Raw genomic sequence first — 24,282 nt, forward strand, 5'->3', positions numbered from 1 at the left:
ACCGGCCCCGAGGCCGCGGTCAATATCTACTGTGATGGTGCCTGTGACCCCAATCCCGGCCGGGCCGGCACCGGCATCGCCGTGTAACGGGACGGCGCGCTGGCGGAGCTCTGGTACGGCCTCTACGATCCCGCGGGCACCAACAACAGCGCCGAGCTGCTGGGCCTGCTGCACGCGCTGGAATTCGCCAAAGCCGCCATTGCCAGCGGGCAGACCGTTGCCGTGCACTGCGATTCCAAGTACGCGATCGACTGCGTCACCAAGTGGGCCTTCGGCTGGAAAGCCAGGGACTGGACCCGCAAGGGCGGCGAGATCATGAACCTGGCGCTGATCCAGCGGGCGCACGCCCTCTATCTGGAGATTGCCAACGACGTGCAGGTCCTGCACGTTCGCGGCCACGCAGGTATTGAGGGCAATGAACTCGCCGACCGCATGTCCATGCTCGCCGTGGCGGAACAGCAAACCGCGCTGCAGCCCTATACCGGCGCACTTGCCCCGGAGGCCCTGCTGGCCATGCGTAGCGGCTGAGCCCTATCTCCCGCGCAGCCGCACCGGCATCTGCTTGAAACCGTGGATGCTGTTGGAGCGGATATAGGCCGGCTGCCCGGTGCGCTCGATACCGGCGAAGGCGCGGAAGAACTCCTCGAAGAATATCCGCGCCTCCATGCGCGCCAGGTTGGCGCCCAGGCACAGGTGGATACCGTGGCCGAAGGCCAGGTGGGGATTGGGATTGCGGGTAATATCAAACCGCAGCGGCTGGGCAAACACCTCGGCATCGAAATTGCCCGAGCTGTAAAGCATCACCACCCGCTCACCGGCAGCGATTTTCTGCCCGCGGATTTCGCTGTCGCAGGTCGCTGTGCGGCGGAAGTAGTGCAGCGGACAGGTCCAGCGCAGCATCTCCTCCACCGCCAGCGGCAGCCCGGCGGGATCCGCTGCCAGCGCCCGGTACAGCTCGGGCTGGTGCAGCAACTGGTCCATACCCGAGCTGATCAAACCGCGGGTGGTTTCATTCCCCGCCACTGCCAGCTGCACGAACAGGGAGGCGAACTCCAGCTCCGACACCCGGTGGCCGTCGATCTCCTGGTTCACCAGCAGCGACACCAGGTCCTCGCCATCACCGTCCCGGCGCTCGCTGGCCAGGCTGTAGCCGTAGCTGCCCATCTCCATGGAGGCCTGGGTCACCTCTTCCGGGCTGCCACCCAGGTCCGGGTCAGTGCCCGAGGTTTGCAGATCCGACCAGCGCCGGATCTGCGCCCACATGGATTGCGGAATATCCAGCAGGGAACAGATGACCGCGGTGGGCAGATCCCCCGCCAGGTCGTCGACGAAGTTGATCTCTTCATCCACCCGCGCCTGCGCCATTACACCGCGGGCAATGGCCCGCACTTTTGGCTCCAGCTCTGCGAGGCGCCGGGAGGTAAAGCGGCTGATCACCGCGCGGCGGATGGGCCCGTGGTTGGGCGGATCCATGCCCAACAGCTGGTTCTGCACCATCGCCAGGATATCCGGCGGCATGTCGTCCACCATGACAAAGCCCTGCTGGGCGGAGAAGGTCTTGAAATCCCGGGAGACCGCGACGATATCCGCGTGCCTGCTCAGGACCCAGTAGCCACCGCCGTCCGGATGGGGATGCCAGTACACTGGCGCGTGCTCACGCAGCCAGGCAAACTGTTCATGAGGGATGCCCGCGGTGTAGCTGTCGGGACTGTAGACGTCGATTTCCACGCTCAGCCCACCAGCACCTGCGGCCGCGGCAGGCCCTGCTGCTCACACATGGCGAGGTAGAATTGCAGGGTCAGGGCGCCATCGACCACGGACGTGATGTTGCCCCCGGCGTCCAGGTTGATATTGGAGCCGGTCATGTGGAACCACACCCGGGTATTGTCCTCGATACACTGCAGCGTGTGCTCGGAACCGGCGGGTTCGTAGAGGAAGGAGCCAGCCCGGTTGACGTAGTCGTATTCCTTGTACTTCCAGGCGCCGGAGGTAGTGAAGCCGTATACCGGCCCGGTGTGCCGGTGGGTTTCCACCTCATAGCCCGCCTGGAAAATATTCTCGATAACCCAGATCCCTTCATCGGGCTTGACCTGCAGGACCTTCAGCAGGCTGCCGTCACCGATGTCGACGAATGGCAGGTCATTGTTGCCGATGTGTATTGCCAGTGCCTCGTTCACTTGCTGCTACTCCTGTCGATTGTTGGTCACGCCACGCCATAGCGGTCGAAGTTGCCAAAGAAACAGTACTCGAACAGTCCGTAACCGACTTCGCCGGTGCTGAGCTCGAAGCGGGCGGCATTGTCCACCAGCCCGAACATGCGTTCCTTGTCCTGCTCCATATCCAGGCTGAAGTGTTCCACCACTTCACTGCCCTTGTACATCCCGTGCTTCCAGTCCGGCTCCAGCCCGTAGCCGGTGCCGACCATCACCCAGACATGGGTCAACGGCGTCACCGCCACCTCCAGCGGGCCGCCGGGGGCCTCCGGGAAGCGAATCACCGAGCGATCAATGAAGGACTGGTAGGGCTTGGCGACCACCAGATGATGGTCATGCTCCGGCCGCCCCAGCCACTCGGTGCCGCGCGCCGGGTCTTTCCACACCCGCATCGCATCCTCCAGCACGCGCTGGCCGTCGTTGTGCTCGTTGACAATGTAGAGAATGGAAAAGTCATCGAACTGCATCGGCGCGTAGTTCCACATGCCCTCCATGATCGGGGTGCCGGCATGGACCCCGGGCGGTTCGAACTCACCCACGGGGCGGATACCCCAGGAGCGGTCGCGACTGCCCTTCCAGCGGTCCGGCGTCACCGCAAAGGTTTCGTCGCCGATCCGCAGTTCCCCGCTCCAGCAGCCGGTCTGGGCGAAGCGCATGCTGTCGAACAGCACCCTGCCATGCTTGCGGATATAGTGGCGCGGCTCCTGGTAGGCGGGAATCGCCCCCTCCCAGGTGACATCCATGGCCAGCGGCTGCCCGGGGCGCTCTTCGACAATGAAACGCAGTTTTTCCAGACCTTTCAGCACCTCGATTCGGATCGGGCCGACCGAAGTGTCCATGCGGTCGTGGCCCAGCTCGCGGGAACCCCGCACCACGTGGTGCCGGTTGCCGCGCCGCACCACCACGAAGGCATCCTGCACGTCCAGAGTGGGATACTGGCCCATGCCCATCACCATGAACAGATCGTCGCTGGAGGCGTGCAGGTTGAAGTAGTAGCGGTCGTAGAAGTTGCGATCCGAGGTGCCGACAAAGCGCATGAGGTCGGCGATCTGATGCAGGGGGTAATCGTCCATTTGTGATAGCATGGCGGGCTCCAGACTAATGGTTATTAGCCGAGGATACCGCAGCTTGGGCCAAGGCGACACAATGGCGGCAACATTTGCCGGCGAATTCTCCGTGGGAGTGCACTATGACAAACGTTTCGGGCCAGTTTCTGCGCTGGCTGCTGGGGGCTTATCTGCTGCTCGGCTTCAGCACTGCGCAGGCCGGTGCGGCGATTGCCGCGGGCCAGCCCTTGCCACCGCTGCTGATCGAGGAGCAGGGCGAACTGCTGCTAGAGGACGGGCGCCGCCAGTTCCGGCCCTGGCATTCCGACAGCGGGCTGGGACAGCCGCAGGTTATCCAGTACATGGCGGCGCGCATGTCCACCAGCAAGCTCAACGAACCCCTGACCGATGCGCTGCAGGCGGCGGCATTCCCGCCCGACTCACTGCGGGTCACGACGATTCTCAACCTGGCGGACGCCGCCTGGGGCACGCGCGGATTCGTGCTCGGTGAACTGGAGAGCAACAAGAAAAAGCACCCGCAAGCGGTGCTGGTTGCCGATGAATCGGGAGCCGGTCTCAACCGCTGGCAGCTGGCAGCGAAGAACTCCGCGATCGCCGTGGTCGCCCCGGACGGCGCCATTGCGCTGTTTCACGAGGGCCCGCTGGACGAGGCCGGGATTGACCGGGTGCTGAGCATGATTCACGACTGGATCGATGTGCAGTAGCGCGGCCCGCGGCTGCCGAGCCCACCCGGATACCGGGCGCGGTCAGCGGGCCTCGATTTTCTCCAGCGCCCGGTCGCCGCCCCCGAGCAGGGTCCTGATCACCGCTTCGAAGAACGGCACGTTGACCTCCGCATTCACCTCGGGCGAATGGATGAAGTTCGGGGCCGTGTTGATCTCGATCAGTTTCACGGTCCCGTCCCGGCAGAGCAGCGTGTCGACACCCAGCAACAGGTAGCTGTCGCGGTCAGAAGCCCGCAGGCAATCCGCCAGCACCGGAGCCAGCGCCTGCGCGAGCTGCCTCAGCGCCGGCAGGAAGCGACGAAATGTCGGGTTGCCCAGCCCCGGCGCAATCTTGACCGCTGAATTGGCGTTCTCGTAGCCGCGGTGGTCGATCTGGACGGCATAATCAGTGCTGTCAGGAGCGTATTCGCGGCCGTGAGTGACCGTGAAGCCGTTGCCATAGAAGTACAGCTCGCCCCCCCAGACCAGCAGGTAGATGCGGGTGGTGAACTTGCGCCCCGCGTCGAGTTCGATATCGCGCACCCCCGCCTGGAGAATGAAGTCCCGCGGCAACACCTGCTGCTCCAGATCGCCGTGTGCAACGCAGAACATGCCCTTGCCACCGGTGCCGTAGACAGACTTGAAATACCAGACCGCGGTGTCATCGGCAGCTGCGGCCAGGGCATCTGCGATTGAGTCATAGGTCGGCGGCGCCAGGTGGCCCGCGCCCCGCTCCCGCAGCAGTTTCGCCAGGGTGCCCTTGTGGGCGAGTGGGTTGCTGACACGCCGGTCGAGCAGGCGAATAAGCCGCTCACCCGCCACCCGGTCCCGGGTCGGCAACGGCTGGTTGCCATAGGTGTCCCAATAGGTGAAGCAAACCGGCTCCTGCAGCGCCTCGATATCAGCCCCCAGGGCCTTGAGTGCGGACGCGAAAATGGCAGACGCGCGATTGATCATGGTACGGAAATGGTCGTTGAGCCGATTGCCGGCCGCCACGCCGGGCGGCGGCGCGAGGGCGGGGTCCACAGTACCCTCGCTGGCGGCAACAACCGCAAAGGACTGTCGCTCGCGAATCGGACGGGCGTGAAACCAGATATTGAATGCCCACTTCTCCCCCCGGACCACCGGGGTACCCGCGTGCAGGCTGTGCGGATGCGGCACGCTCTCGTCGGCCCCCGTATTGTGGAAGATAACCATGCGCCCCGGCACCGCCGCAATCGTGACGTCCAGCCGTGGAAAGGCTGTGCCGCCGCCATCGGCAATCGTATTCAGGTATACCAGCGCCGTGACCAGCCGCTGGCCACCGAATGCGCAACAGCGTTGACCGCGCGCTGTGGCCAGGTCATAGGCATCGTAGTGGGCCCGATACTCCTGCCCGACACCGTAGTGGATGACCTGCATTGCCTCGGCATGGGACAGGGGAATACCGACGATCCCGGCGATCCGATGCCCGATCCGGGCGACAACATCGTCACTGTCGTAACTTAGCCAGCAGTTGTCGCCGGAGCGACCCTCGGTGATGAGGTAGGAGTCGTCGAGCGAGACCCTGGCCCGCTGCATGCGGCTGCCGGCCACGCCGATGACGTGGGTCATTTCCTCGTCCGTGAGAACCTGTTCCATCACCGCGACCATGGGGTCTTCTGCCATGACCAGCGTCCCGGCGTAGGCGTGCTTGCGCTGTGCTGACTCCATGGCCCTGCTTGTTCCGTAAAACCCGGCGGCAGTATTCCAGAACTGCACGATTCAATGCAATCAGCCCGCCATGGCTATATCATTCGCCTGTCACGCCGATCCGGGAATCCACATGCCCTCGCTTTCGCTTTTACCTCTGCTGCTCTACCTGCTGTTCAGCGCCAGCGCGCACGCCGAGCCGCCCCTTGAGGAGCTGCCACTGTGGGAGCTGGGGCTTGGTGCCGGCGCGCTCTACACCCCGGACTACCCCTCGTCTGCCGAGCGCCACACCCGCGCCCTTGCCCTGCCCTATGTAGTCTACCGGGGCGATATCCTGCGCGTGGGCGACGGCCAGGCGGCGCGGGCGGTGGCGGCGGAAAGCTCACGCTTCGAGCTGTCCATGTCTTTCGACGCGGCCTTCGACGCACGCAGCGACCGCAACGAGCGCCGCGAGGGCATGCCGGATCTGGACTTCCTGTTCGAGGTCGGGCCGCAGCTGCGCCTGAAGCTGGGGCGCTACGAGTTCAGCGGTAACGGCTATGGCGAGCTGGACCTGGCGCTGCAGGGCCGGGCGGTCTTCTCCACCGACTTCAAGGGCATCGACCACCAGGGCTTTGTGGCGGAACCCATGCTGCGCTACCGGCACTGGGGCCTGCTCTGGCCCCAGCTGGAGACCAACGTGTCCCTGCGCCCAATCTGGGCCGACCGCCAGTTGCATGACTTCTTCTATACCGTCGCGCCCGAATTCGCCAACCCGGACCGCCCCGCCTACGACGCCGGGGAAGGCTACTTCGGCACCCAGCTGAGCCTGTTCGCCCGCTGGAACTTCACCGATCGTTTGCAGGTATTCGGCGGCACCCAGATCATCAGCCACCAGGGCGCCGCCAACCGCCACAGCCCGCTGTTCGAGAAGGACTACACGGTAAATTTCGGCGGCGGCTTCCTCTGGTCCCTGTTCGACAGCAAACGCACGGTGCTGCGGCCCCGGGGCCGGTAAACGGGTCGTGCCCAATCTGTCGGCGATCGCGAACCACCTCGCCAATCGGGCCTGGGCGCTGGCGCCAGGCTCCCGCTGCAGTCTCCGTGGCCGGGACATACGCCTGGTCGCCCACCGCGGCGCCCACGGGCCGGGGGCCGCCACTGAGAACACCCTCGCCGCCTTCCAGCTCTGCGCGGATGTCGGCGCCTGGGCGGTGGAAACCGACATCCACCTGACCCGCGACGGCGAGCCGGTCATCCATCACGACCCCGACTGCGGGCGCCTGTTCAAGCGACCGGACCTGGTCATTGCCAGCACCGATTTCGCCGCCCTGCGCGAGGCCATTCCCCACATCCCGCACCTGGGGGAAGTGATCGACCGCTTTGCCGGCAAGCTGCACCTGATGCTGGAGGTCAAGGAATCCTGGCGCCAGCGCCCGGAGTACCCGGCCAGGATTGCCGCCGCGCTCAGGGATCTTGAACCCGGGCGGGATTACCACTTGCTGGCGCTGGAACCCGACCACCTGGAAGGCTTCCACGAGGTGCCGAAGTCCGCCTTGGTCGACGTCGCCTGGATGAACGCCGGCACCATCATCCGCCAGAACCTGGCCCTGGGCCACGGCGGCGTCGCCGGCTCCTTCGCCCTGCTCGGCAATCGGCGCCTGCGGCAGCTGCGCGCGGCGGGGCGCACAATCGGCACCGGCTTCGTGGAGAATGCCGGGGCCCTGCGGCGGGAAGTCCACCGCGGCGCCGACTGGATTTTCACCGACCGGATTCTGGCGCTGCAGGCGCTGGTGAACCGCGAGCGCTGAACAACCGCGGAACACCGTGGCCTGTCAGCGGGCTCCCTCAGCGGGTACCGGCCCGGCGCAGGTTGGCCGGAGTGAAGAAGTCGTCGCCGCGCTGGGGAGCGGAGAAGTTCCACGGCGCGGTCCAGTTGGTGAGCCGGGTGGCGTTGTAGATACCGGCACGCAGGTCGTGGAAGATCTGGCTGCGCTTCTCGTAGCCCATGACATCGTAGGCGTAGATCGAATTGATCAACACCGTGCGCCAGAGTTCACCGCGACCGTCGTAGTTCTCGGTGATGGCGATGTTCCAGCCGTCCTCCTCGACATAAAAGCGACGCTTGCCGTAAATATGGCGAAAGCCCGGGCGCAGGGTTGCCTCCACCACCCACACCCGGCGCAGTTCATAGCGCATGTAATCCGGGTTGGGGTGGTGCACGGTCAGCAACTGGTCCTCGCTGAGACCGGGATCGTCAAAGCGATAGCTGTGAAACGGTACATAGATTTCGCGGCGACCGACGATGTTCCACTCGAACCGGTCCATGGCGCCATTGAAGCCCAGGGTATCGTCGATGGTGAGGATGCCGCCGGGACCGTCCGGTGTATCGTAGCCCACATTCGGCGCCTGGCGGACACGCCGCGAACCCGGAAGATAGCGCCACACCGTGCGCGGGGTCTCCGAGTAGTCAAGGGGCTCCAGGATCAGGGTGTTCGTGCCCTTGTCCCGCACCGGCTCCTGCACCTCGAACCAGACCAGGGCCGAGTACGGGCTGACACTCTTGAAATCGGCATCCTCAGGCAGGGCGGGGTCGGAAAACAGGGTCTTCTGGATGGTCTGGCCGCGGCGCAGGGAGCGGTTGCCATTGGCGTAGACTGCCACATCATCCGCCAGTCCCTCCTGCTGTGCGGAGGGGCTGTTGAGCCGGGAGTTCCAGATCGGCTCCGCTCCGGTTACGGGTATCGGGAAGGGCACCCCTCCGGCGAAGCCGTTGACCCCGTCGTCGCCGTTGAACAGCTCGGCGTGCAGCGCGTTGCGGCGGGTGCGGACACCGGCCTCATCGGGATAAGCGAAGCGGCGATGGGTCGGATAGATGTCCATGCGGTAACTGTCAGGATAGGTGCGAAACAGCGCCAGCTGGCCGTCACTGAGTCGTTCCGCGTATTGCTGCGCATTGGCGGCGGTGATCGAGAACAGGGGCTGCTCCCCGGCGAAGGGGTCCGGATGCACGTGGCCCGGCCCTGCCCAGGCCAGGCCGGGCGGCAGCCCCAGTACGGAGCCGTCCCAGGGCGGAATGGTGCCGTCAGCGTTACCCGCCCGCTCGGCCCCGCGGGGCGTCAGGTCCACCCCGAGCCGGGCCGCCTCCTCCTCGCTGACGCGCGCCTGCGCCGCGGCCGCCACCACCACCAGAATCCACCCGGCTATCACTGTTGCACGCATGTCGAATCTCCCCTCAGAAGCTGTACTTGATATTGAAAGCGATGTTGTCGCGGTCGAGCAGCCAGTTGTCGAAGCCGCCTCCCGCATAGCTGGCATAACTCAGCTCGGCAACGATACTGTCGCGCCAGACCCCTCTCACACCGACGCTCACCACCACTGCACCATCGACCATGTTGGCCTCCCGCAGGGTGCCCTTGACGGTGTGCAGGATAAACACCGGCACACTCACATCCAGCGCCGGCAGGACATTGAAATAAGCGAACTCCGCCCGCAGCGCCCAGGACAGCGCGGCGCCGTCGAAGGCCAGCTCCGCGCTGCCGCGATCAACCACATCCACCCCCACAACCTCGCCGACCAGCGTCAGGTCATCCCAGAAGCGGGTGGGACGCACCACCTGGGTAAAGCCAAGCTGGGCCTGCAGCAGGTCCTCCCGCCGGGGCACGCCGTCGGCGTCGGCAAAAGGTGCGTCCATCCGCGCTGATACTTCGCCATTGACCTGCACATTGCCGAGCAGGGTCGAGAAGCTGGCGGCAACCGTGTGAATATCGTCGAAGTAGATCACCTGGTAGTCGACGGGGAGCTCGAAACCCGCCAGTGCGACGCTGTTGCGCCGGAAGCTCGGCGCCTTGTCGTGGGCACGGACATAGAACAGGCCCAGTTCCGTGCCCGAGTCCAGACTGTAGCGCAGGGCAGTTCCCCACTGACCCTGGTCCCCGGGCTCGTCATCGGGCAGGCGGGGGACCAGCGGGTTGAAACCGAACAGTTCCAGCGCCCCGACAAAATAGTTGGCCGCACCGGGCCCCAGGTAGTCCTGCTGACTGAAATAGCTGCCGACGCCATTGAGGCGGGTGGAGCGCCACTCGTACTGGTAGTAGGCCTCCATAGCCACGGCCGCATTGAGGTCGAACTGGGCGTAGATCGACCCCGTGGGCAACAGGATTTCCCGTACCTCGGTACCCGGCACGTTGGCGACCGAGGCATCGAAGCGATTCTGCATGCCGTTGATGCCGGGAAAGAACGTGGTCTCGCCCCAGTTGATCACCTGGCGTCCCGCACGCAGGTTGAGCGCGCGCTCACCCAGGCTGAAGTTGCCGTAGACCCAGGCGTCGAGCAACTCTGCCTTGGTCCCGTGCTCGCGCCGGGTCGCGTCCGTGAAGTCGCCGAAGTCGGTGGCGTCGCGGTTGTTCCAGGTGAGGGCGCCAGCCGCGTCCAGGTCGGTGCGCTGGTCCTGATAGACCCGGTCGTAGAAGACGCGGCCGCGAAGGAAGGCCCCGAAATTCCCGTAACGCAGCTCCAGGTCGGACACGGCGCTGAAGCGGTTCGACACCAGGCCGGTGCCGAAATTGTTATTGCCATCGTCCATGTTCTGGGCGATCACCGTGTCCTGCTGCGACAGGAAAGCCAGTAGTCCGGCGAAGTCGAGTCCGGGATCGGGGCGGCGCAGCTGGCTGGCGCTGGCGTCCTCCACCCGCCACTGGGCGCCGTAGGTCAGCGTGGTGTCGAGATCCACGCTCAGGCCGGAGGTCGTCTCCCAGGTGAGCGACAGGGCACGCAGGGGTAGTCCCAGCAGGCCGATACCGAGTAACAGGGCGGCTCGGCCCCGCCTGGTGAAGTGTCGTCTCATGGGTTTCCTCCTGCAATACGGCGCGGGATGGGCTGTTCCCGCATGCTGCGCGGCAGCGTGAAATGGGCCAGCGCGGGCAGCAGCCACAGAGCGCCGAGCATGTTCCAGAGGAACATGAAGGTCAGCAGCATGCCCATGTCGGACTGGAACTTGATGGGTGAGAAGATCCAGGTCGCCACTCCCACCGCCAGGGCGCAGCCCGTCAGCCCCACGGCGGCGCCGGTGCCATGCAGGGTCCGCAGGTAAGCCTCGGGCAGGTCCAGCCCCTGGCGCAGGAACCCTTGCAGCCGGTTGAAGATGTAGATGCCGTAGTCCACCCCCACGCCCACGCCCAGGGCAATCACCGGCAGGGTGGCGACCTTGATGCCGATGCCCAGCCCGGCCATCAGGGCATTGCACAGCGCACCGGTAAGCCCGAGGGGCACCATGATGCAGACCACCGCCGAGAGGGAGCGGAAGCTGAAAAACACCAGCGCCGCCACCACGCTGTAGACCAGGATCAGGATCTGGGTGCGGGCGGTGGCGATCTCCTGGTTGGTGGCCGCCTGGATCCCGGCGTTACCGGCGGCAAGCAGGAAACGGATCTCGTCGCTGTCATGCCGTGCGGAGAACTCCTCCACGGCGGTGACTACCCGCTCCAGGGTCTCCGCCTTGTGGTCGCTGAGAAACAGCGGCACCGGCGCCAGACTGCAATCGCGGTTCACCAGCTGGGAGGGCACCTGGCCGAAGGTGGTGTCCAGCGCCCGCTGATTGCGAACCAGCGCCGCCCACTTCAGGCTGCCCTCGTTGTAGCCCATGGTCACCAGACGCGCCACTTCCGCCAGGGAGATAGCGGATTCGACACCGGGCACATTGCGCATTACCCAGGTGAACAGATCAATGCGCTCGAGATTGTGGTGCAGGAAACAACGCTCCGGCGGCGTTTCGACCAGTACCACCAGCACATCCGAGCTGGTGGCGTAGCGCTCGGTGATGAAACGGTTGTCGAGGTTGTAGCGGGAGTCGGGATGCAGCTCCGGCGCACCGGGGTCGAGATCGCCGATATGCAGGTTGCGGGCCCCGACCAAGCCAATGCCAAATCCCAGCGCCGCCAGCAGCACCGAGACCAGCGCCACCCGCGGCGTGGCGCAGCGGGCCAGCACCCGCCACAGCCAGGGGTCGGCCTGCTGCCGTCGCCGCACCGCCGCGATCCCCCGCGGGCAGATCCCGAGATAGGACATCAACACCGGCAGCAGGACCAGGTTGGTCAGCACAATCACCGCAACGCCTACGCTGGCGGCGACGCCCAGGTCCTGGATCACCTCGATATCGATCAACATCATGGTGAGAAAGCCCACCGCGTCAGACACCAGCGCCGCCATGCCTGCAATGTACAGGCCGCGGAAGGCCAGCCGCGCCGCCATCACCCGGCCGCTTCCGGCAACCGTCTCCATGCCCACCGCATTCACCACCTGTACCCCATGACTGACGCCAATGGCGAACACCAGGAACGGAATCAGAATCGAATAGGCGTTGAGACCGAGACCCAGGGTATGGAGCAGGCCCAGCTGCCAGACCACCGCAATCACCGAACACAGCAGGGGCGCCACCGTGGCTGCCAGACAGCGGGTGTAGAGGAACAGCAGCATCGCGGTCACCGCCAGGGTGATCACCGCGAACTGGAAAATCGCCGTCACCCCCTCGAGCAGATCGCCGATCATCTTGGGAAAGCCGACGATGCGGATACGGATGTCATCGCTGTCGAAGCGGTCGCGGACACGGACTTCCAGCTGCTGCGAGAAAGCGTGGTAATCCAGGGACGCACCGGTGATGGGGTCGCGGTCGAAAACAGGCGCCTCGACCAGGCTGGAGCGCATGTCGTCCGCCACCAGGCGGCCCACCTGGCCCGAGCGCAGCAGGTTTCGGCGCAGCTGCGCCAGGCTACCGGGGGAGCCATCGTAGGTGTCGGGCATCACCATGCCGCCCTCGAAGCCGGCCGCGGTGACCTCGGTCCAGCGCACATTGGGTGTCCACAGAGAGCTCAGGCGGTTGCGGTCCACCCCTTCGAGGTAGAAGACCTCGTCGGTAACCTGGCGCAGTACGTCCAGATAATGTGGATCGAAGATATCTCCCTGGCGATTCTCCACCGCGATCTGGATCGTGGTTCCCGCAGCCCCCAGGTAGACGATATGTCGCATCATTGTCTGCACGAAGGGATGCTGCATCGGAATCATCTTCTCGAAGCTGGCATCGGGCCGCAGCTGGGCCGCCTGCCAGGCGAGCACCGCGGTGACAATCAGGAACAGGCTGATCAGCAGCGGTCTGCGACCGAAAATCAGCTTCTCCAGCAGGGCCTCTTCATGACGCCCCACCGGGTCGGCGCCGCCCCGGGCCGGGTTCACAGGGCACCCCGCTTGACGGTGCCAGCATGATCCGCCGACGGCAGGCGCACCAGCCCGCCCTGGCCCGCCAGCACAATGGCGCCGTCGGCTGCCACAACAGCCTGGGCGAAATTGCCGGTCACGGTGCCGGTAGCCAGGCTGGTGATTGCACCGGAGCGGAGCTCGACCTGCAACAGCGTACCCACGCTGCCGGCCACAAGCACCCGGCCATCGCCGCGGTAGACACCACCGGCAAGAACCACCTCGACCGGGCTGGCCAGGCCGCGCCAGCTGTCACCGAAGTCTGCGGATACCAGCACATTGCCTTCGAGACCAAAGGCGAGAACCCGATTGGAGGCCGGCTCCGCCACCAGGCCGAACAGGGTACCGGCCTCGGCGGAAGGCAGCGCCTCCCAGGACTGGCCCCGGTCCGGGGAGCGGTAGAGAATCCCGCTCTCCCCGGCCAGCAACAGGCGCTCGCCGTCTGGCGAGGCGATCGCGTACAGGTGCAATTGATCGGGGTTATCCGGCAGCTCGCGGGGAACCAGCCAGTTCTCGCCACCGTCCCCGGTCTCCAGGTAGAGGCCGTTGGCTCCTACCGCAATCCCGTGGAGGGCGTCCGCGAACCAGACTGCCATCAGCGGCGCCGCGCTGGCCGGCTCCCGCTGTCGATCCGGCGGGGGCCGCCCGCTCGTCCAGCCCCGTTGCAGGGTCCAGCTGTCGCCGGCATCGCCGGTCGCCAGGATCACACCCTCGTGGCCTACCGCCCATCCACGGTGTTCGTCCACAAACCACAGTGCGGTCAGGACCCGCGTCGTCGGCACCGCGACCTGTCGCCAGCTGGCGCCATGATCATCGGACAACAGCACATGGCCACGCTCCCCGACCGCCACCAGCCGCTGGCCGGCCCGCTTCACATCCAGCAACAGGCTCTCGCTGGCCAGGGGCATCAGCAGCGCCTGCTGCGCAGCTGCCGGCAATGGCAGCGCGCCCGCCGCAAGCAGCAGCATGCCCAGAATGCCCGACAGCGCCCGGGCGGCTGTGGCTGGCAACTCCATCCTCTCCTCCCTGTTATTGTTTTGCAGGGCGAGTGCGCGTGCCGCGAGGACACAGAAACACCGCCTCTGATTATGTAATTAACACAAATCCGGGGACTGGGGGAGGAACGCGTCCGGTCCGGACGCTTGTCAGGCAACTTTACCTGCGCTGGATCAATATACGCGGAGGTATTTGCGAGCCCCGAACTGCCCAGACGGGCAGCGGGGAACTGGTCCCGCGCTGCAGCTGCACTGATTTTGGGCAGGTTTCACCATGTTGTATTCTGCAGGTGTTACGATGCGCAAGTTGACCCCAACACGACCCCGGCCAGCCAAACCCATCGAGACACGCGCCATGGACGACTCCCTCACTGCACTCGCAGGCATCATCCAGATCGCCGTTGCCCCGGTCTTCCTGCTGGCCGGTATCGCCGGCTTTCTCAACGTCATGTCCGGCCGCCTGGGGCGGATCGTCGACCGCGCGCGGGTCGTGGAGCGGCGGGTAACCACCCTGACCGATACCGGCAAAGTGGAGCGCTCCAGCCGCGAGCTGCGCACCCTGTGGCGGCGAGTGACCATCATCAACTGGTCCATCGGCATGTGTACCGCCTCCGCGCTGATGGTTTGTATTGTGGTGGTGGGACTGTTCGTGGGTGATTTCTGGTCAGTCCAGATCGAGACCTTTGTGGTAGTCACCTTCGTGCTGGCGATGCTGCTGTTGATCGCGGCGCTGCTATTGTTCATCAAGGAAGTCCAGCTCGCCACCCGGGTACTGGTGGCCGGGCAGTAATACACTGACTAGGGGAACCAAGCCATGAACAAGCTATTCTGCTGCCTGGTAATCGCGCTGACGGCGCTGTCGGCCCGTTCCACGCTCGCCGCATTGTCCGCCACGGAACAGCGCATGGTGGATTTTATCGACGCGACCAACCCGGCGGCGCTGGAATTGCTGGTCGACAGCGTCAATATCAACAGTGGCACCATGAACCTGGCGGGAGTCCGGGAAGTGGGGGCGCTGTACCGCCCGCAGTTCGAGGCCCTGGGATTCGCGGTGGAGTGGCTGGACGGCAGCGAATTCGGGCGCGCCGGGCATCTGCTGGCCCGCTATCGGGGCAGCGAGGCACAGCGGAAGGTGCTGCTGATCGGCCATCTCGACACCGTGTTCGAACCGGACAGCCCGTTCCAGACCTACACCCGGGTTGACGCCACCACCGCCACCGGTCCCGGCATCGCCGACATGAAGGGCGGCAACGTGATCATGCTGCAGGCGCTGGCCGCCCTGGCCGAAGTGGGGGCCCTGGAGCGACTGGACGTGACCGTCGTGCTGACCGGCGACGAGGAGCTGAGCGGCAGCCCGCTGGCGCTGTCCAAACAGGCCCTGGTGGACGCCGCGACCTACGCCGACATTGCCCTCGGCTTCGAAAACGGCGACGGCGACTACCGCACCGCCAACGTGGCCCGTCGCGGCAGTGTCGGCTGGACCCTGACGGTAACCGGCACGCCGGCCCATTCCTCGCAGATATTCCGCGAGGACATCGGCTCCGGCGCGATCTACGAGGCCGCCCGCATCCTGCACGGTTTTCACGAAGACGAGTCCCTCCGCGGTGAGCAGTACCTGACTTTCAATCCCGGGCGCATCGCCGGCGGCACAACCGTGCGCAACAGCGAGGCAGACAACAGCAGCAGCGCGTTCGGCAAGAGCAACGTGGTGGCCGAAACGGCGCGGGTGGAGGGGGATATCCGGGCCCTGTCGGCGGCGCAGCTGGCCCGCGCCCAGGCGCGTATGGCGGCGATCGTCGCGGACAGCCTTGCGGGCACCAGCGCCAGCATCAGCTTCGACGAGGGCTATCCGCCGATGGCACCGGCGGCGGGCAATCTGCGGCTGTTGGCGCTGTACACGGAAGTGAGCGAGGCGCTGGGATTTGGCGAGGTAGTGGCGGTCAACCCGCTGCGCGCAGGCGCCGCGGATATCTCCTTTGCCGCCGACCATGTGGAGATGGCGCTCGACGGTTTGGGCATGAGCGGCAGCGAGGGGCACACCGTCAACGAGACCGCCTACCTGCCGGCGCTGCCCCTGCAGGCCAAACGCGCCGCGCTGCTGCTGCACCGGCTGGCCGCGGGCCAGCGGTAGCAGCCCGCGGGCCACCTGCTGTGTCCGCTGTGCGGCCGTTCACCTTGGCCGCGGGCGATCACCCGGGGTGGCTTACAAACGCCCCATAGATCGCCCGCAGGGCCTGCGGGTAGTCATCCGGGGCGACGCCGACGATGATATTGAGCTCCGAGGCACCCTGGTTGATCAGGCGCACATTGACGCCGGAGGCCGCCAGCGCGGTGAACACCTTGGCCGCAATCCCCGGGGTGCGCGCCATCTCCTCGCCGACGATGGCGATCAGGGCGATGCTCGGTACATACTCGATGTCATCCGGTTCCAGGGTGCGGCGGATCTCGTCCAGCACCTGCTCGACCCGGCCCTCCAGCCACTTCGACTCCAGCACCACGCTGACGCTGTCGATGGCCGAGGGGCAGTGCTCGAAGGGAATATCGTTGTGCTCCAGCACCCCCAGCAGGCGGTAGACAAAGCCCACCTCGCGGTTCATCAGGTGCTTGCCTATGGTGATCATGGAGAAACTGGTCTTGCCGGCGACGCCGGCGATTTGCGTGCTCTGGATGATCTCCGGCGACAGCTCGGCGACGATGCGGGTACCCGGGTGGTCGGGCGCGTTGGTATTGCGGATATTGACCGGAATCCCCACCTCCCGCACCGGGGCCATCGCCTCGTCGTGCAGCACGCTGGCGCCCATATAGGCCAGTTCGCGGATCTCGGCGTAGGTCACTTCCGCCATGGGCCGCGGCTGGCTGACAATGCGCGGGTCCGCCATCAGCAGCCCCGAGACATCGGTCCAGTTCTCGTACAGCGCGGCGTGGGCGGCGCGGGCGGCAACGGCGCCGCTGACGTCGGAGCCGCCGCGGGAAAAGGTACGCACCTGGCCCTCCAGGTCGCGACCGTAGAAACCGGGCACGACATAGCGCTTGCTCACGTCGCCCAGCCGCGCCCCCAGCAGGGTCCAGGTCTGCGGATCCACCAGGCCGTTGCTGCCGATGACGATACAGTCCGCCGGCTCGACGAACTCCGCACCCAGCCAGGCGGCCAGCAGCAGGCCGCAGAAGTGCTCGCCACGGGAAGCGGCGAAATCCGCCGTCACCCCGGCGGCGAGCTGCTGCCGGAACTGCTCCAGATGCTGCGCGATCACCGGCGTAACACCCAGCTCCTGCTCAATGCCGGTGAAGCGCTCGACGATCTGGCCGAAGGGGCCGCTGAAATCCGCGTTCATGCTGGCCGCGTGGTGACACAGGTACAGCAGGTCGGTGATCTTGGTATCCTGGCTGTCGCGCTTGCCCGGCGCCGATGGCACGATAATCCTGCGCCGCGGGTCCGCTTCGATGATTTCCCGCACCTTGCGCATCTGTTCCGTGCTGGCGAGACTGGAACCGCCAAACTTGCACACGATCCGCTCTGCCACCGCTTCCAACTGCCCTGATTCCGCCACCACCACTGTCCTGACACTTGTTGGCCCCGCCGACATGGCGGGCCCCGGAGGGGCACAGTTTACTGCAGTGCAGCCCCGGGGTCAGCGGGCACTGCTGCAGTGAGTCCCGCGGAGGGGAACCAGCGGCGGGATCCCGCTGAGAGACCAGGCAAGCGGTGGGTGCCGGAGTGAGTTCGGGGTGGGATACCGCGCCGGAGGCGAACGCTGGTCTCGGAGTGCGGCGCTGTGCAGAGTGCTACAATTCAGCCCTGACCCCCAAATCGGAGATCAACCCATGCTTACCCTGCACGGCTTCGCCGCCAGCAACTACTACAACATCGTCAAGCACTGTCTGCTGCACAAGGGCGTGCCCTTCACTGAAAACCTGGTCTACCCCGGCTCGCCGGAGCTGCTGGCCGTCAGCCCGGCGGGCAAAGTGCCGGCGCTGACCACCGCCGCCGGCACCCACCTGTCGGAGAGCAGCGTGCTGGTGGAATACATCGAGGACGTCTACCCGGAAAAACCGCTGCTCCCAGCCGATCCGGAACAGCGCGCGCGGGTACGCCAGGTGATGAAGGTGGCCGAACTGTATTTGGAGCTGCCGGCGCGGCGCCTGCTGCCCGCGGTGCTGGGTAATCTCACCGTGCACGATTCGGTGAAAAAAGAAGTGCAGGCCACGCTGGACAAGGGCACCGCCAGCCTCGCGCAGCTGGTCAAGTTCGAGCCCTGGGTTTGTGGCGCCGAGTTGACCCTGGCGGACATCTACCTGCGCTACGTTCTGGCTATTCCCAAATTGGTGGGTCCCAGCCAGCTTGGGTGGGAGGTGCTGCCGACGGTGCCGGGCCTCGCCGAATGGGACGCCCGCATGGCGGAAGATGCCGTTTCCGGAAAGGTGGATGCAGACCAGCAGGCCAACATGAAAGAATTCCGGGCCTATGTCAGCAAGTTGATGAGTGGCGCGAGGGAATGAGGAGCCACTGTTTCAAGCCTGTATCCTGAACGGTCATTTGCAACCGCTGGCGCGACGCAGCGCCGGCTTGTCCACCTTGCCCGCCGCGTTCAGCGGCAGGGCCGACACCCGGCGCCAGGTTCTCGGGGTCTTGTAACCCGCCAGCAGGCTCCTGCAGTGCGCCGCCAGCTCCGCGTCGCTGGCCTCCGCCTCCAGTACCAGCACGGCGCAGACCAGCTCCCCCCAGTGCGTATCGGGCAGGCCGATGACGGCGCAATCCCGCACTGCAGGATGCCGGCGCAGCACTTCCTCCACTTCCCGGGAGGCCACGTTTTCGCCGCCGCTGATGATCATGTCTTTCTTGCGATCGACAATGTAAAGGTAGCCCTGCTCATCGAAGCGGCCGATATCCCCGGTATGCAGCCAGCCATCCGCCAGCGCCGCCGCCGTCGCTTCCGGCTGCTGCCAGTAGCCCTGCATACACTGCGGCGCCCGAACCAGAATCTCCCCTGCGCTTCCAGGGCGACACACATTGCCCGCTTCATCGACGACCTTGAGTGCCACCGTGGCCAGCGGCTTGCCCACCGATTGCAGGAGTTCCGGGCGACCCTCCGCTGCCAGCCGGTGGTCCTCCACGGTGAGGAAGGCGGCGCTGCCGGCCAGTTCAGTCATGCCATAACTCTGGCACAGGCCCACCCCGGTCTCCGCGAGCAAGCGATGCAGTAAGGTTTCCGGCATAGCCGAGGCGCCGTAGCCGATGGTGCGCACCCCCGCCAGGTCCGCGGGGCTGAAAGACGGGTGATCCAGCAGCATGGCGAGCATGGTCGGCGCCAGGGACATGGTGGTGACGCCCAGTTCACGACAGGCGCGCAGGGTTTCCTCCGCGTTGAACGAGCGCAGCAACACTACTGCAGCACCGTACTGGTGCTGCAGCAGCACGTTATGGGCCGCGACATGAAACAGCGGAAATGGATAGAGGTACCTGTCACCCGGCGCCACCGGCCGCGCCAGGGCGGCCGACTCCAGCCCGGCCAGCAAGGAGCGATGGCTGAGCACCGCCCCCTTGGGCCGACCGGTGGAACCGGAGGTGAACAGAAGCCACGCCGGGTCCTCGGGGCGCAGCTCCGGCAGGGACGCCACCGGGCCTTCCCGGACCCAATGGTCGTAGCCGGACTGCAGGTCCACGACAGTCAGGCCGGGCGGGCAATCCGGCCCGGAGCCCAGCCCCTGCGCCAGGTCTCCGTCCGCAAACAGCAGGCCCACGCCCGCCGCCTCGAGCTGATAGAGCCACTCCGCGGGCGCCAGGCGCACATTCAGCGGCACCAGGATGCGGCCACTGGCGGCGCAGGCATAAATGAGTTCGATAAACTGCGGGCAGTTCCAGGCCAGGACGCCGATGCGGTCCCCCACCTCGCCCACGGCGGCGAGGCGGGCCGCCAGCCGGTCTACCTGCCGGTTGAGAGTGGCATAGCTGGTGGCCTCTCCCTGCCACCAGAGTGCCGGAGCGTCCGGCTGCTGCCGGGCCTGCATTGCGGGAAGATCGTGCAGGAACCGGGCTGGCGGGAGGGACGCATCATTCATGGCGAGGGGCAGGCAGCGGACGACGGGCTGACGACAGAGGCACATCGTTCATGGCGCACCGTTGGGCGATGGACCGGCGGCAGAGGCACATCGTTCATGGCGTTGCGGTGTGCGGCGGGCCAGCGCTTGCGTCACACGCTCACCTCAATTGCCCCCGCCACCCGCAGGGCCTTCTGCACCGCAGCGTCGACCGTGTCGGCCCGGGCCAGGCCGACACCGAGGCGGCGTTCCCCCCGGACCTCCGGCTTGCCGAACAGGCGCAGGTCGGTGTCTTCCTCGGCCAGCGCCGCGGCCAGGTTGCCGTAACGCATGTCAGCCGAATCCCCCGCCACCAACAGCACCGCCGAGGCCGAAGGACCCAGCTGGCGGATCGCGGGCACCGGCAGTCCCAGAATAGCCCGGGCATGCAGCGCGAATTCCGACAGGTTCTGTGAAATCAGGGTGACCAGGCCGGTGTCGTGGGGGCGCGGAGACACCTCGCTGAAATACACCGCGTCTCCCTTGATGAACAGTTCCACCCCGAAAATGCCGTAACCACCGAGCGCGCCGGTAACCGCCTCCGCGATCCGCCGGGACTCGGCCAGCGCGGTCGCGCTCATGGCCTGGGGCTGCCAGGACTCGCGGTAATCGCCCTTCTCCTGGCGGTGACCAATGGGTTCGCAGAAACTGGTGCCATCGCGGTGGCGAACAGTCAGCAGGGTGATCTCGTAGTCGAAATCGACGAAGCCCTCGACAATCAACTTGCCGGCGCCCGTGCGACCACCGGCCTGCCCATAGTCCCAGGCCCGGTCGATATCCGCGGCGCTGCGCACCGTGCTCTGGCCCTTGCCGGAGGACGACATGATGGGCTTGACCACACAGGGCAGGCCCACCGCCGCCACCGCTGCCAGGTACTCCTCGCGGGTTGCCGCGAAACGGTAGGGAGAGGTCGCCAGCCCCAGCTCCTCCGCCGCCAGCCGCCGGATCCCCTCGCGGTTCATGGTCAGCTGCGCGGCACGGGCAGAGGGCACCACCTGCCAGCCCTCGCCCTCCAGCCGCACCAGCTCATCGGTGGCGATGGCTTCGATCTCCGGGACGATAAACTGCGGCCGCTCCTGTTCCACCAGCGCCCGCAGCGCCCCTCCGTCGAGCATGTTGAGTACATGGCTGCGGTGGGCTACCTGCATGGCCGGCGCATTGGCGTAGCGGTCCACCGCAATCACCTCGCAGCCCAGACGCATCAGTTCGATCGTGACTTCCTTGCCCAGCTCGCCGCTGCCCAGCAGCATGACCCGGGTGGCGTGGGGAGTGAGTGGCGTGCCGATGGTGGTCATGAGAATCCCGCTTCACAAAAGAGGCGATGTTACCACCGCATCAGCCATCGCGGGCAGCGCGCTGGCCTATTGCGTGGCGGCTCACGGGGTCGGCAGGTGGCTCGAAGGCCGCGGGCCCCGCGAGAAATCGGGTCCGGGGCATGGTCTATACTCCACGCCACACCGTGGCGGAATGCAGGAGGCAAACCATGACAGCAGCGACAACGGGGGCACAGACAACCCGGGACCCCGTCTGCGGCATGACCGTGGACGCGGCCACCGCCAAACATCACAGCGAATATCAGGGCCAGACCTGGCACTTCTGCGCCGCGCGCTGCCGCGAACAATTCGAGGCGGAGCCGGAGCGATATCTGGGCGAGCGCCCCGAACCCGCGGCCGCCATCCCCGGTGCCATCTACACCTGCCCCATGCACCCGGAGGTGCGCCAGCAGGGCCCCGGCGACTGCCCGATCTGCGGCATGGGGCTGGAGCCGGAGGAGGTCACCGCGGATACCGGCCCCTCGGCGGAACTGCTGGATATGACCCGCCGCTTCTGGATCGGCCTGGCGCTGGCACTGCCTGTGTTCCTGCTGGAGATGGGCAGTCACCTGTTTGCCACCGAGAGGCTACTGGCACCGCAATGGTCAAACTGGGTCCAGCTGGCGCTGGCGACGCCGGTCGTACTGTGGGCGGGCTGGCCGTTCTTCCTGCGCGGCTGGCGCTCGGTACTCAGCCGCCACCTGAACATGTTCACCCTCATTGCCATCGGCACCGGCGCCGCCTGGGGTTACAGCCTGGTCGCCACCGTGGCGCCGGGGATCTTTCCGGCGGCATTTCGCCAGCCCGACGGCTCGGTAGCGGTGTACTTCGAAGCGTCCGCCGTGATCATCGTGCTGGTGCTGCTGGGCCAGGTGCTGGAACTGCGCGCACGGGAAAAAACCTCGGGGGCGATCCGCGCCCTGCTCGACCTGGCGCCGGCCAGCGCTCGCCGCCTCGACACCCGGGGCGAAGAAGAGGATGTGCCACTGGACCAGGTCCAGGTGGGCGACCGGCTGCGGGTGCGCCCCGGTGACAAAATCCCCCTGGATGGCGAGATCCTGGAAGGCCGCTCCACAGTGGATGAATCCATGGTCACCGGCGAACCCCTGGCAGTGACCCGCGAGGTCGGCGACAACGTCATCGGCGGCAGTATCAATGGTCGTGGCAGCTTTATCATGCGCGCCGACAAGGTGGGCCGCGACACCCTGCTGGCGCAGATCGTGCAGATGGTGGCCAGCGCCCAGCGCAGCCGCGCACCGATCCAGGGCCTGGCGGACCGGGTCGCCGGCTACTTTGTGCCGGCGGTGATCGCCGTGGCAGTGATCGCCTTCATCGCCTGGTCCCTGCTGGGGCCGCAACCACCCATGGCCTTCGCCCTGATCGCCGCGGTCAGCGTACTGATCATTGCCTGCCCCTGCGCCCTCGGCCTGGCCACTCCGATGTCGATCATGGTCGGTATCGGCCGCGGGGCCGGCATGGGCGTGCTGATACGGGACGCCGAGGCGCTGGAGCGCATGGAGCGGGTGGATACGGTGGTGATCGACAAGACCGGCACCCTGACCGAGGGGAAGCCCGCAGTGACCGCGGTGCGGCCCGCCGAAAACTACGACGAGCGCTCCCTGCTGACCCTGGTGGCGGGGCTGGAGCAGGGCAGTGAACACCCCCTCGCCCAGGCCATCGTCGAGCGCGCACGGGAGCTGGAACTCACGCTGCCAGAGGCGACAGGCTTCGATGCCGAGAACGGCAAGGGCGTCACCGGGCAGGTCGACGGCAAGCGTGTAGCGGTGGGCAATCGCCTGCTGATGACTGCGGAGGGCGCCGACCTTGAGACGGAGGACAGTGCCGCCGAAGAGCTACGCAGGGAGGGGGCGACGGTCATCTTCGCGGCCGTGAATGGCGCTTTTGCCGGCCTGCTGGCGGTCGCCGACCCGGTCAAGGCAAGCAGCGGCGACGCTATCCAGGCGCTGCAGCAGGCGGGCCTGCGCGTGGTCATGCTCACCGGCGACAACCGCACCACCGCCACGGCAGTGGCGCGTACCCTGGGCATTGACGAGGTGGAAGCGGAGGTGCTGCCGGAGGACAAGGGCCGCGTGGTCCAGCGCCTGCGGGATGAGGGCCGGATGGTCGCCATGGTCGGCGACGGCATCAACGATGCCCCGGCACTGGCTACTGCTGATGTGGGCATCGCCATGGGCACAGGCACCGACGTCGCCATCGAAAGCGCCGGCATCACCCTGCTGCAGGGCGACCTCGGCGGTATCGTCCACGCCCTGCAGCTGTCCCGGGCGACCATGCGCAATATCCGCCAGAACCTGTTCTTCGCCTTTGCCTACAATGCCGCGGGGGTGCCCATCGCAGCGGGTATCCTCTATCCGCTTACCGGCACGTTGCTGTCACCGATGATCGCCGCGGCGGCGATGTCACTGTCCTCGGTCAGCGTAATCAGCAACGCCTTGCGGCTGCGGAACAAGAGCCTGGCGTAAAAAGTTTCGGGGCAGGTCTTGCCGCCCCGTGTTGCACAGCGGTATTGCTTTTCTTAACTCTGCTGCGAGTTTCCCATTCCCGCTGGAGGCGGTGTGCCGTGTGCGGTGTGCGGTGTGCGGTGTGCGGTGTTCAAGCCTGTACCGCCAGTCCGGGACAGCCGCAGCCTCTAGAATTCTTCTGGCGCCAAGATCTCCGCGGAGTTGCCATTGAGACGAATGTCGAAGCATCCGCGGTGCAACTGCCGGTGATGGAAGCGACACAGCGTCACCAGATTGTCCAGCCGCGTTTCCCCGCCTTCGGCCCAGTGCTGGATATGGTGGGCGTCGACGTACTCCGATTCCTGGCAGCCGGGATACTGGCAGACCCCGTCCCGCTCGCGCAGGGCGCGGCGAATGCGTTCCGGCACAATCCGTGACTTCCTGCCCACGTTCAGCACCTTGCCGGCATCATCCTCCAGCACCGTCACCAGCGAGGCATCGCAACTGATCCGCCGGGCGGTGGCCGGCGACAGCCACGGTTTGTCCTCAAAGTGT

At 66.1% G+C, this 24,282-nt stretch carries 21 protein-coding genes; 8 read left to right on the forward strand and 13 right to left on the reverse strand.

Translation table 11 applies throughout. From position 1 onward, the window contains the following. On the reverse strand, nucleotides 1-228 hold a 228-nt coding region (locus RJQ10_RS12425; protein ID WP_350147034.1), incomplete at its 3' end, for a hypothetical protein. Here RJQ10_RS12425 and RJQ10_RS12430 point away from each other — a divergent pair. Then, the gene (locus tag RJQ10_RS12430; protein ID WP_350147074.1) at nucleotides 178-528 is read left to right on the forward strand and encodes an RNase H family protein; all 351 of its coding nucleotides are present in this window, start codon (nucleotides 178-180) and stop codon (nucleotides 526-528) included. The genes RJQ10_RS12425 and RJQ10_RS12430 overlap by 51 nt on opposite strands. Nucleotides 529-531: 3 nt before the next feature. Here the strand turns inward: RJQ10_RS12430 and RJQ10_RS12435 are convergent, their stop codons facing one another. Genes RJQ10_RS12435 through RJQ10_RS12445 form a run of 3 tightly spaced genes read right to left on the reverse strand, consistent with a single transcriptional unit; the run spans nucleotide 532 to nucleotide 3,298 of the window. After that, a complete protein-coding gene (locus tag RJQ10_RS12435) occupies nucleotides 532-1,728 on the reverse strand; it encodes a cytochrome P450 (protein ID WP_350147035.1) in 1,197 nt (398 codons plus the stop codon). Nucleotides 1,729-1,730: 2 nt separating this feature from the next. Continuing rightward, complete coding sequence (locus RJQ10_RS12440) at nucleotides 1,731-2,177, reverse strand: 2,4'-dihydroxyacetophenone dioxygenase family protein (RefSeq protein WP_350147037.1); 447 nt, start codon at nucleotides 2,175-2,177, stop codon at nucleotides 1,731-1,733. Nucleotides 2,178-2,203: 26 nt separating this feature from the next. Next, complete coding sequence (locus RJQ10_RS12445) at nucleotides 2,204-3,298, reverse strand: Rv3169 family protein (protein ID WP_350147039.1); 1,095 nt, start codon at nucleotides 3,296-3,298, stop codon at nucleotides 2,204-2,206. Nucleotides 3,299-3,402: 104 nt separating this feature from the next. Here RJQ10_RS12445 and RJQ10_RS12450 point away from each other — a divergent pair, with 104 nt between their 5' ends. After that, the gene (locus tag RJQ10_RS12450) at nucleotides 3,403-3,984 is read left to right on the forward strand and encodes a YtfJ family protein (RefSeq protein ID WP_350147041.1); all 582 of its coding nucleotides are present in this window, start codon (nucleotides 3,403-3,405) and stop codon (nucleotides 3,982-3,984) included. Nucleotides 3,985-4,026: 42 nt separating this feature from the next. On the opposite strand, the gene RJQ10_RS12455 is transcribed toward RJQ10_RS12450, so the two are convergent. After that, nucleotides 4,027-5,676: a 2OG-Fe(II) oxygenase gene (locus RJQ10_RS12455; protein WP_350147043.1), complete on the reverse strand. Its 1,650-nt coding sequence runs from the start codon at nucleotides 5,674-5,676 to the stop codon at nucleotides 4,027-4,029. Nucleotides 5,677-5,788: 112 nt separating this feature from the next. Between RJQ10_RS12455 and RJQ10_RS12460 the strand changes: the two genes are divergently transcribed. Beyond that, on the forward strand, nucleotides 5,789-6,652 hold the full coding sequence (locus tag RJQ10_RS12460; protein WP_350147045.1) for a MipA/OmpV family protein: 864 nt from the start codon (nucleotides 5,789-5,791) through the stop codon (nucleotides 6,650-6,652). Nucleotides 6,653-6,659: 7 nt separating this feature from the next. Further along, nucleotides 6,660-7,445 (forward strand): glycerophosphodiester phosphodiesterase, encoded by a 786-nt coding sequence (locus RJQ10_RS12465; RefSeq protein ID WP_350147047.1) that lies wholly within the window; start codon nucleotides 6,660-6,662, stop codon nucleotides 7,443-7,445. A gap of 37 nt (nucleotides 7,446-7,482) precedes the next feature. Here the strand turns inward: RJQ10_RS12465 and RJQ10_RS12470 are convergent, their stop codons facing one another. From RJQ10_RS12470 to RJQ10_RS12485, 4 genes are read right to left on the reverse strand one after another with little or no spacing between them, the layout of a single operon-like run. After that, complete coding sequence (locus RJQ10_RS12470) at nucleotides 7,483-8,856, reverse strand: DUF1329 domain-containing protein (protein WP_350147049.1); 1,374 nt, start codon at nucleotides 8,854-8,856, stop codon at nucleotides 7,483-7,485. A gap of 13 nt (nucleotides 8,857-8,869) precedes the next feature. Continuing rightward, nucleotides 8,870-10,480, reverse strand: a complete 1,611-nt coding sequence (locus tag RJQ10_RS12475) for a DUF1302 domain-containing protein (protein WP_350147051.1) — start codon at nucleotides 10,478-10,480, stop codon at nucleotides 8,870-8,872. Next, nucleotides 10,477-12,861, reverse strand: a complete 2,385-nt coding sequence (locus RJQ10_RS12480) for an efflux RND transporter permease subunit (RefSeq protein WP_350147053.1) — start codon at nucleotides 12,859-12,861, stop codon at nucleotides 10,477-10,479. Before RJQ10_RS12480 ends, RJQ10_RS12475 begins: the two co-directional genes overlap by 4 nt. Further along, nucleotides 12,858-13,898, reverse strand: coding sequence for a WD40/YVTN/BNR-like repeat-containing protein (locus RJQ10_RS12485; protein WP_350147055.1), 1,041 nt, complete (start codon nucleotides 13,896-13,898; stop codon nucleotides 12,858-12,860). Before RJQ10_RS12485 ends, RJQ10_RS12480 begins: the two co-directional genes overlap by 4 nt. A gap of 277 nt (nucleotides 13,899-14,175) precedes the next feature. Here RJQ10_RS12485 and RJQ10_RS12490 point away from each other — a divergent pair, with 277 nt between their 5' ends. Both RJQ10_RS12490 and RJQ10_RS12495 read left to right on the forward strand, forming a co-directional pair. After that, nucleotides 14,176-14,667, forward strand: coding sequence for a DUF2721 domain-containing protein (locus tag RJQ10_RS12490; RefSeq protein ID WP_350147057.1), 492 nt, complete (start codon nucleotides 14,176-14,178; stop codon nucleotides 14,665-14,667). 24 nt (nucleotides 14,668-14,691) lie between these two features. Further along, complete coding sequence (locus tag RJQ10_RS12495; RefSeq protein WP_350147059.1) at nucleotides 14,692-16,008, forward strand: M20/M25/M40 family metallo-hydrolase; 1,317 nt, start codon at nucleotides 14,692-14,694, stop codon at nucleotides 16,006-16,008. A gap of 58 nt (nucleotides 16,009-16,066) precedes the next feature. Here RJQ10_RS12495 and RJQ10_RS12500 read toward each other — a convergent pair whose 3' ends face one another. Then, entirely contained in the window at nucleotides 16,067-17,425 is a 1,359-nt protein-coding gene (locus tag RJQ10_RS12500) for an aspartate kinase (RefSeq protein WP_350147061.1), read from the reverse strand. A gap of 274 nt (nucleotides 17,426-17,699) precedes the next feature. On the opposite strand from RJQ10_RS12500, the gene RJQ10_RS12505 reads away from it, so the two are divergent. After that, a complete protein-coding gene (locus tag RJQ10_RS12505; RefSeq protein WP_350147064.1) occupies nucleotides 17,700-18,374 on the forward strand; it encodes a glutathione S-transferase family protein in 675 nt (224 codons plus the stop codon). 33 nt (nucleotides 18,375-18,407) lie between these two features. Here RJQ10_RS12505 and RJQ10_RS12510 read toward each other — a convergent pair whose 3' ends face one another. Both RJQ10_RS12510 and purT read right to left on the reverse strand, forming a co-directional pair. Further along, nucleotides 18,408-19,934, reverse strand: coding sequence for a class I adenylate-forming enzyme family protein (locus RJQ10_RS12510; RefSeq protein WP_350147066.1), 1,527 nt, complete (start codon nucleotides 19,932-19,934; stop codon nucleotides 18,408-18,410). Nucleotides 19,935-20,065: 131 nt separating this feature from the next. Further along, nucleotides 20,066-21,247 (reverse strand): formate-dependent phosphoribosylglycinamide formyltransferase, encoded by a 1,182-nt coding sequence (gene purT, locus RJQ10_RS12515; protein ID WP_350147068.1) that lies wholly within the window; start codon nucleotides 21,245-21,247, stop codon nucleotides 20,066-20,068. A 188-nt stretch (nucleotides 21,248-21,435) separates the two neighbouring features. On the opposite strand from purT, the gene RJQ10_RS12520 reads away from it, so the two are divergent. Then, a complete protein-coding gene (locus tag RJQ10_RS12520; RefSeq protein WP_350147070.1) occupies nucleotides 21,436-23,748 on the forward strand; it encodes a heavy metal translocating P-type ATPase in 2,313 nt (770 codons plus the stop codon). A gap of 167 nt (nucleotides 23,749-23,915) precedes the next feature. Here the strand turns inward: RJQ10_RS12520 and RJQ10_RS12525 are convergent. Continuing rightward, nucleotides 23,916-24,282 (reverse strand): HNH endonuclease signature motif containing protein (locus tag RJQ10_RS12525; RefSeq protein ID WP_350147072.1); only part of this gene is annotated, 367 nt, incomplete at its 5' end.

The sequence above is a fragment of the Haliea sp. genome, from assembly GCF_040222615.1.
Classification (GTDB): Bacteria; Pseudomonadota; Gammaproteobacteria; order Pseudomonadales; family Halieaceae; genus Haliea.

What these genes read in the sequence shown, in the direction of transcription:
- RJQ10_RS12445 (WP_350147039.1), bottom strand. Translation starts at nt 3,298, where the DNA reads ATGCTATCACAAATGGACGATTACCCCCTGCATCAGATCGCCGACCTC.
- RJQ10_RS12450 (WP_350147041.1), top strand. Translation starts at nt 3,403, where the DNA reads ATGACAAACGTTTCGGGCCAGTTTCTGCGCTGGCTGCTGGGGGCTTAT.
- RJQ10_RS12455 (WP_350147043.1), bottom strand. Translation starts at nt 5,676, where the DNA reads ATGGAGTCAGCACAGCGCAAGCACGCCTACGCCGGGACGCTGGTCATG.
- RJQ10_RS12460 (WP_350147045.1), top strand. Translation starts at nt 5,789, where the DNA reads ATGCCCTCGCTTTCGCTTTTACCTCTGCTGCTCTACCTGCTGTTCAGC.
- RJQ10_RS12470 (WP_350147049.1), bottom strand. Translation starts at nt 8,856, where the DNA reads ATGCGTGCAACAGTGATAGCCGGGTGGATTCTGGTGGTGGTGGCGGCC.
- RJQ10_RS12475 (WP_350147051.1), bottom strand. Translation starts at nt 10,480, where the DNA reads ATGAGACGACACTTCACCAGGCGGGGCCGAGCCGCCCTGTTACTCGGT.
- RJQ10_RS12485 (WP_350147055.1), bottom strand. Translation starts at nt 13,898, where the DNA reads ATGGAGTTGCCAGCCACAGCCGCCCGGGCGCTGTCGGGCATTCTGGGC.
- RJQ10_RS12490 (WP_350147057.1), top strand. Translation starts at nt 14,176, where the DNA reads ATGCGCAAGTTGACCCCAACACGACCCCGGCCAGCCAAACCCATCGAG.
- RJQ10_RS12495 (WP_350147059.1), top strand. Translation starts at nt 14,692, where the DNA reads ATGAACAAGCTATTCTGCTGCCTGGTAATCGCGCTGACGGCGCTGTCG.
- RJQ10_RS12505 (WP_350147064.1), top strand. Translation starts at nt 17,700, where the DNA reads ATGCTTACCCTGCACGGCTTCGCCGCCAGCAACTACTACAACATCGTC.
- RJQ10_RS12510 (WP_350147066.1), bottom strand. Translation starts at nt 19,934, where the DNA reads ATGAATGATGCGTCCCTCCCGCCAGCCCGGTTCCTGCACGATCTTCCC.
- purT (WP_350147068.1), bottom strand. Translation starts at nt 21,247, where the DNA reads ATGACCACCATCGGCACGCCACTCACTCCCCACGCCACCCGGGTCATG.
- RJQ10_RS12520 (WP_350147070.1), top strand. Translation starts at nt 21,436, where the DNA reads ATGACAGCAGCGACAACGGGGGCACAGACAACCCGGGACCCCGTCTGC.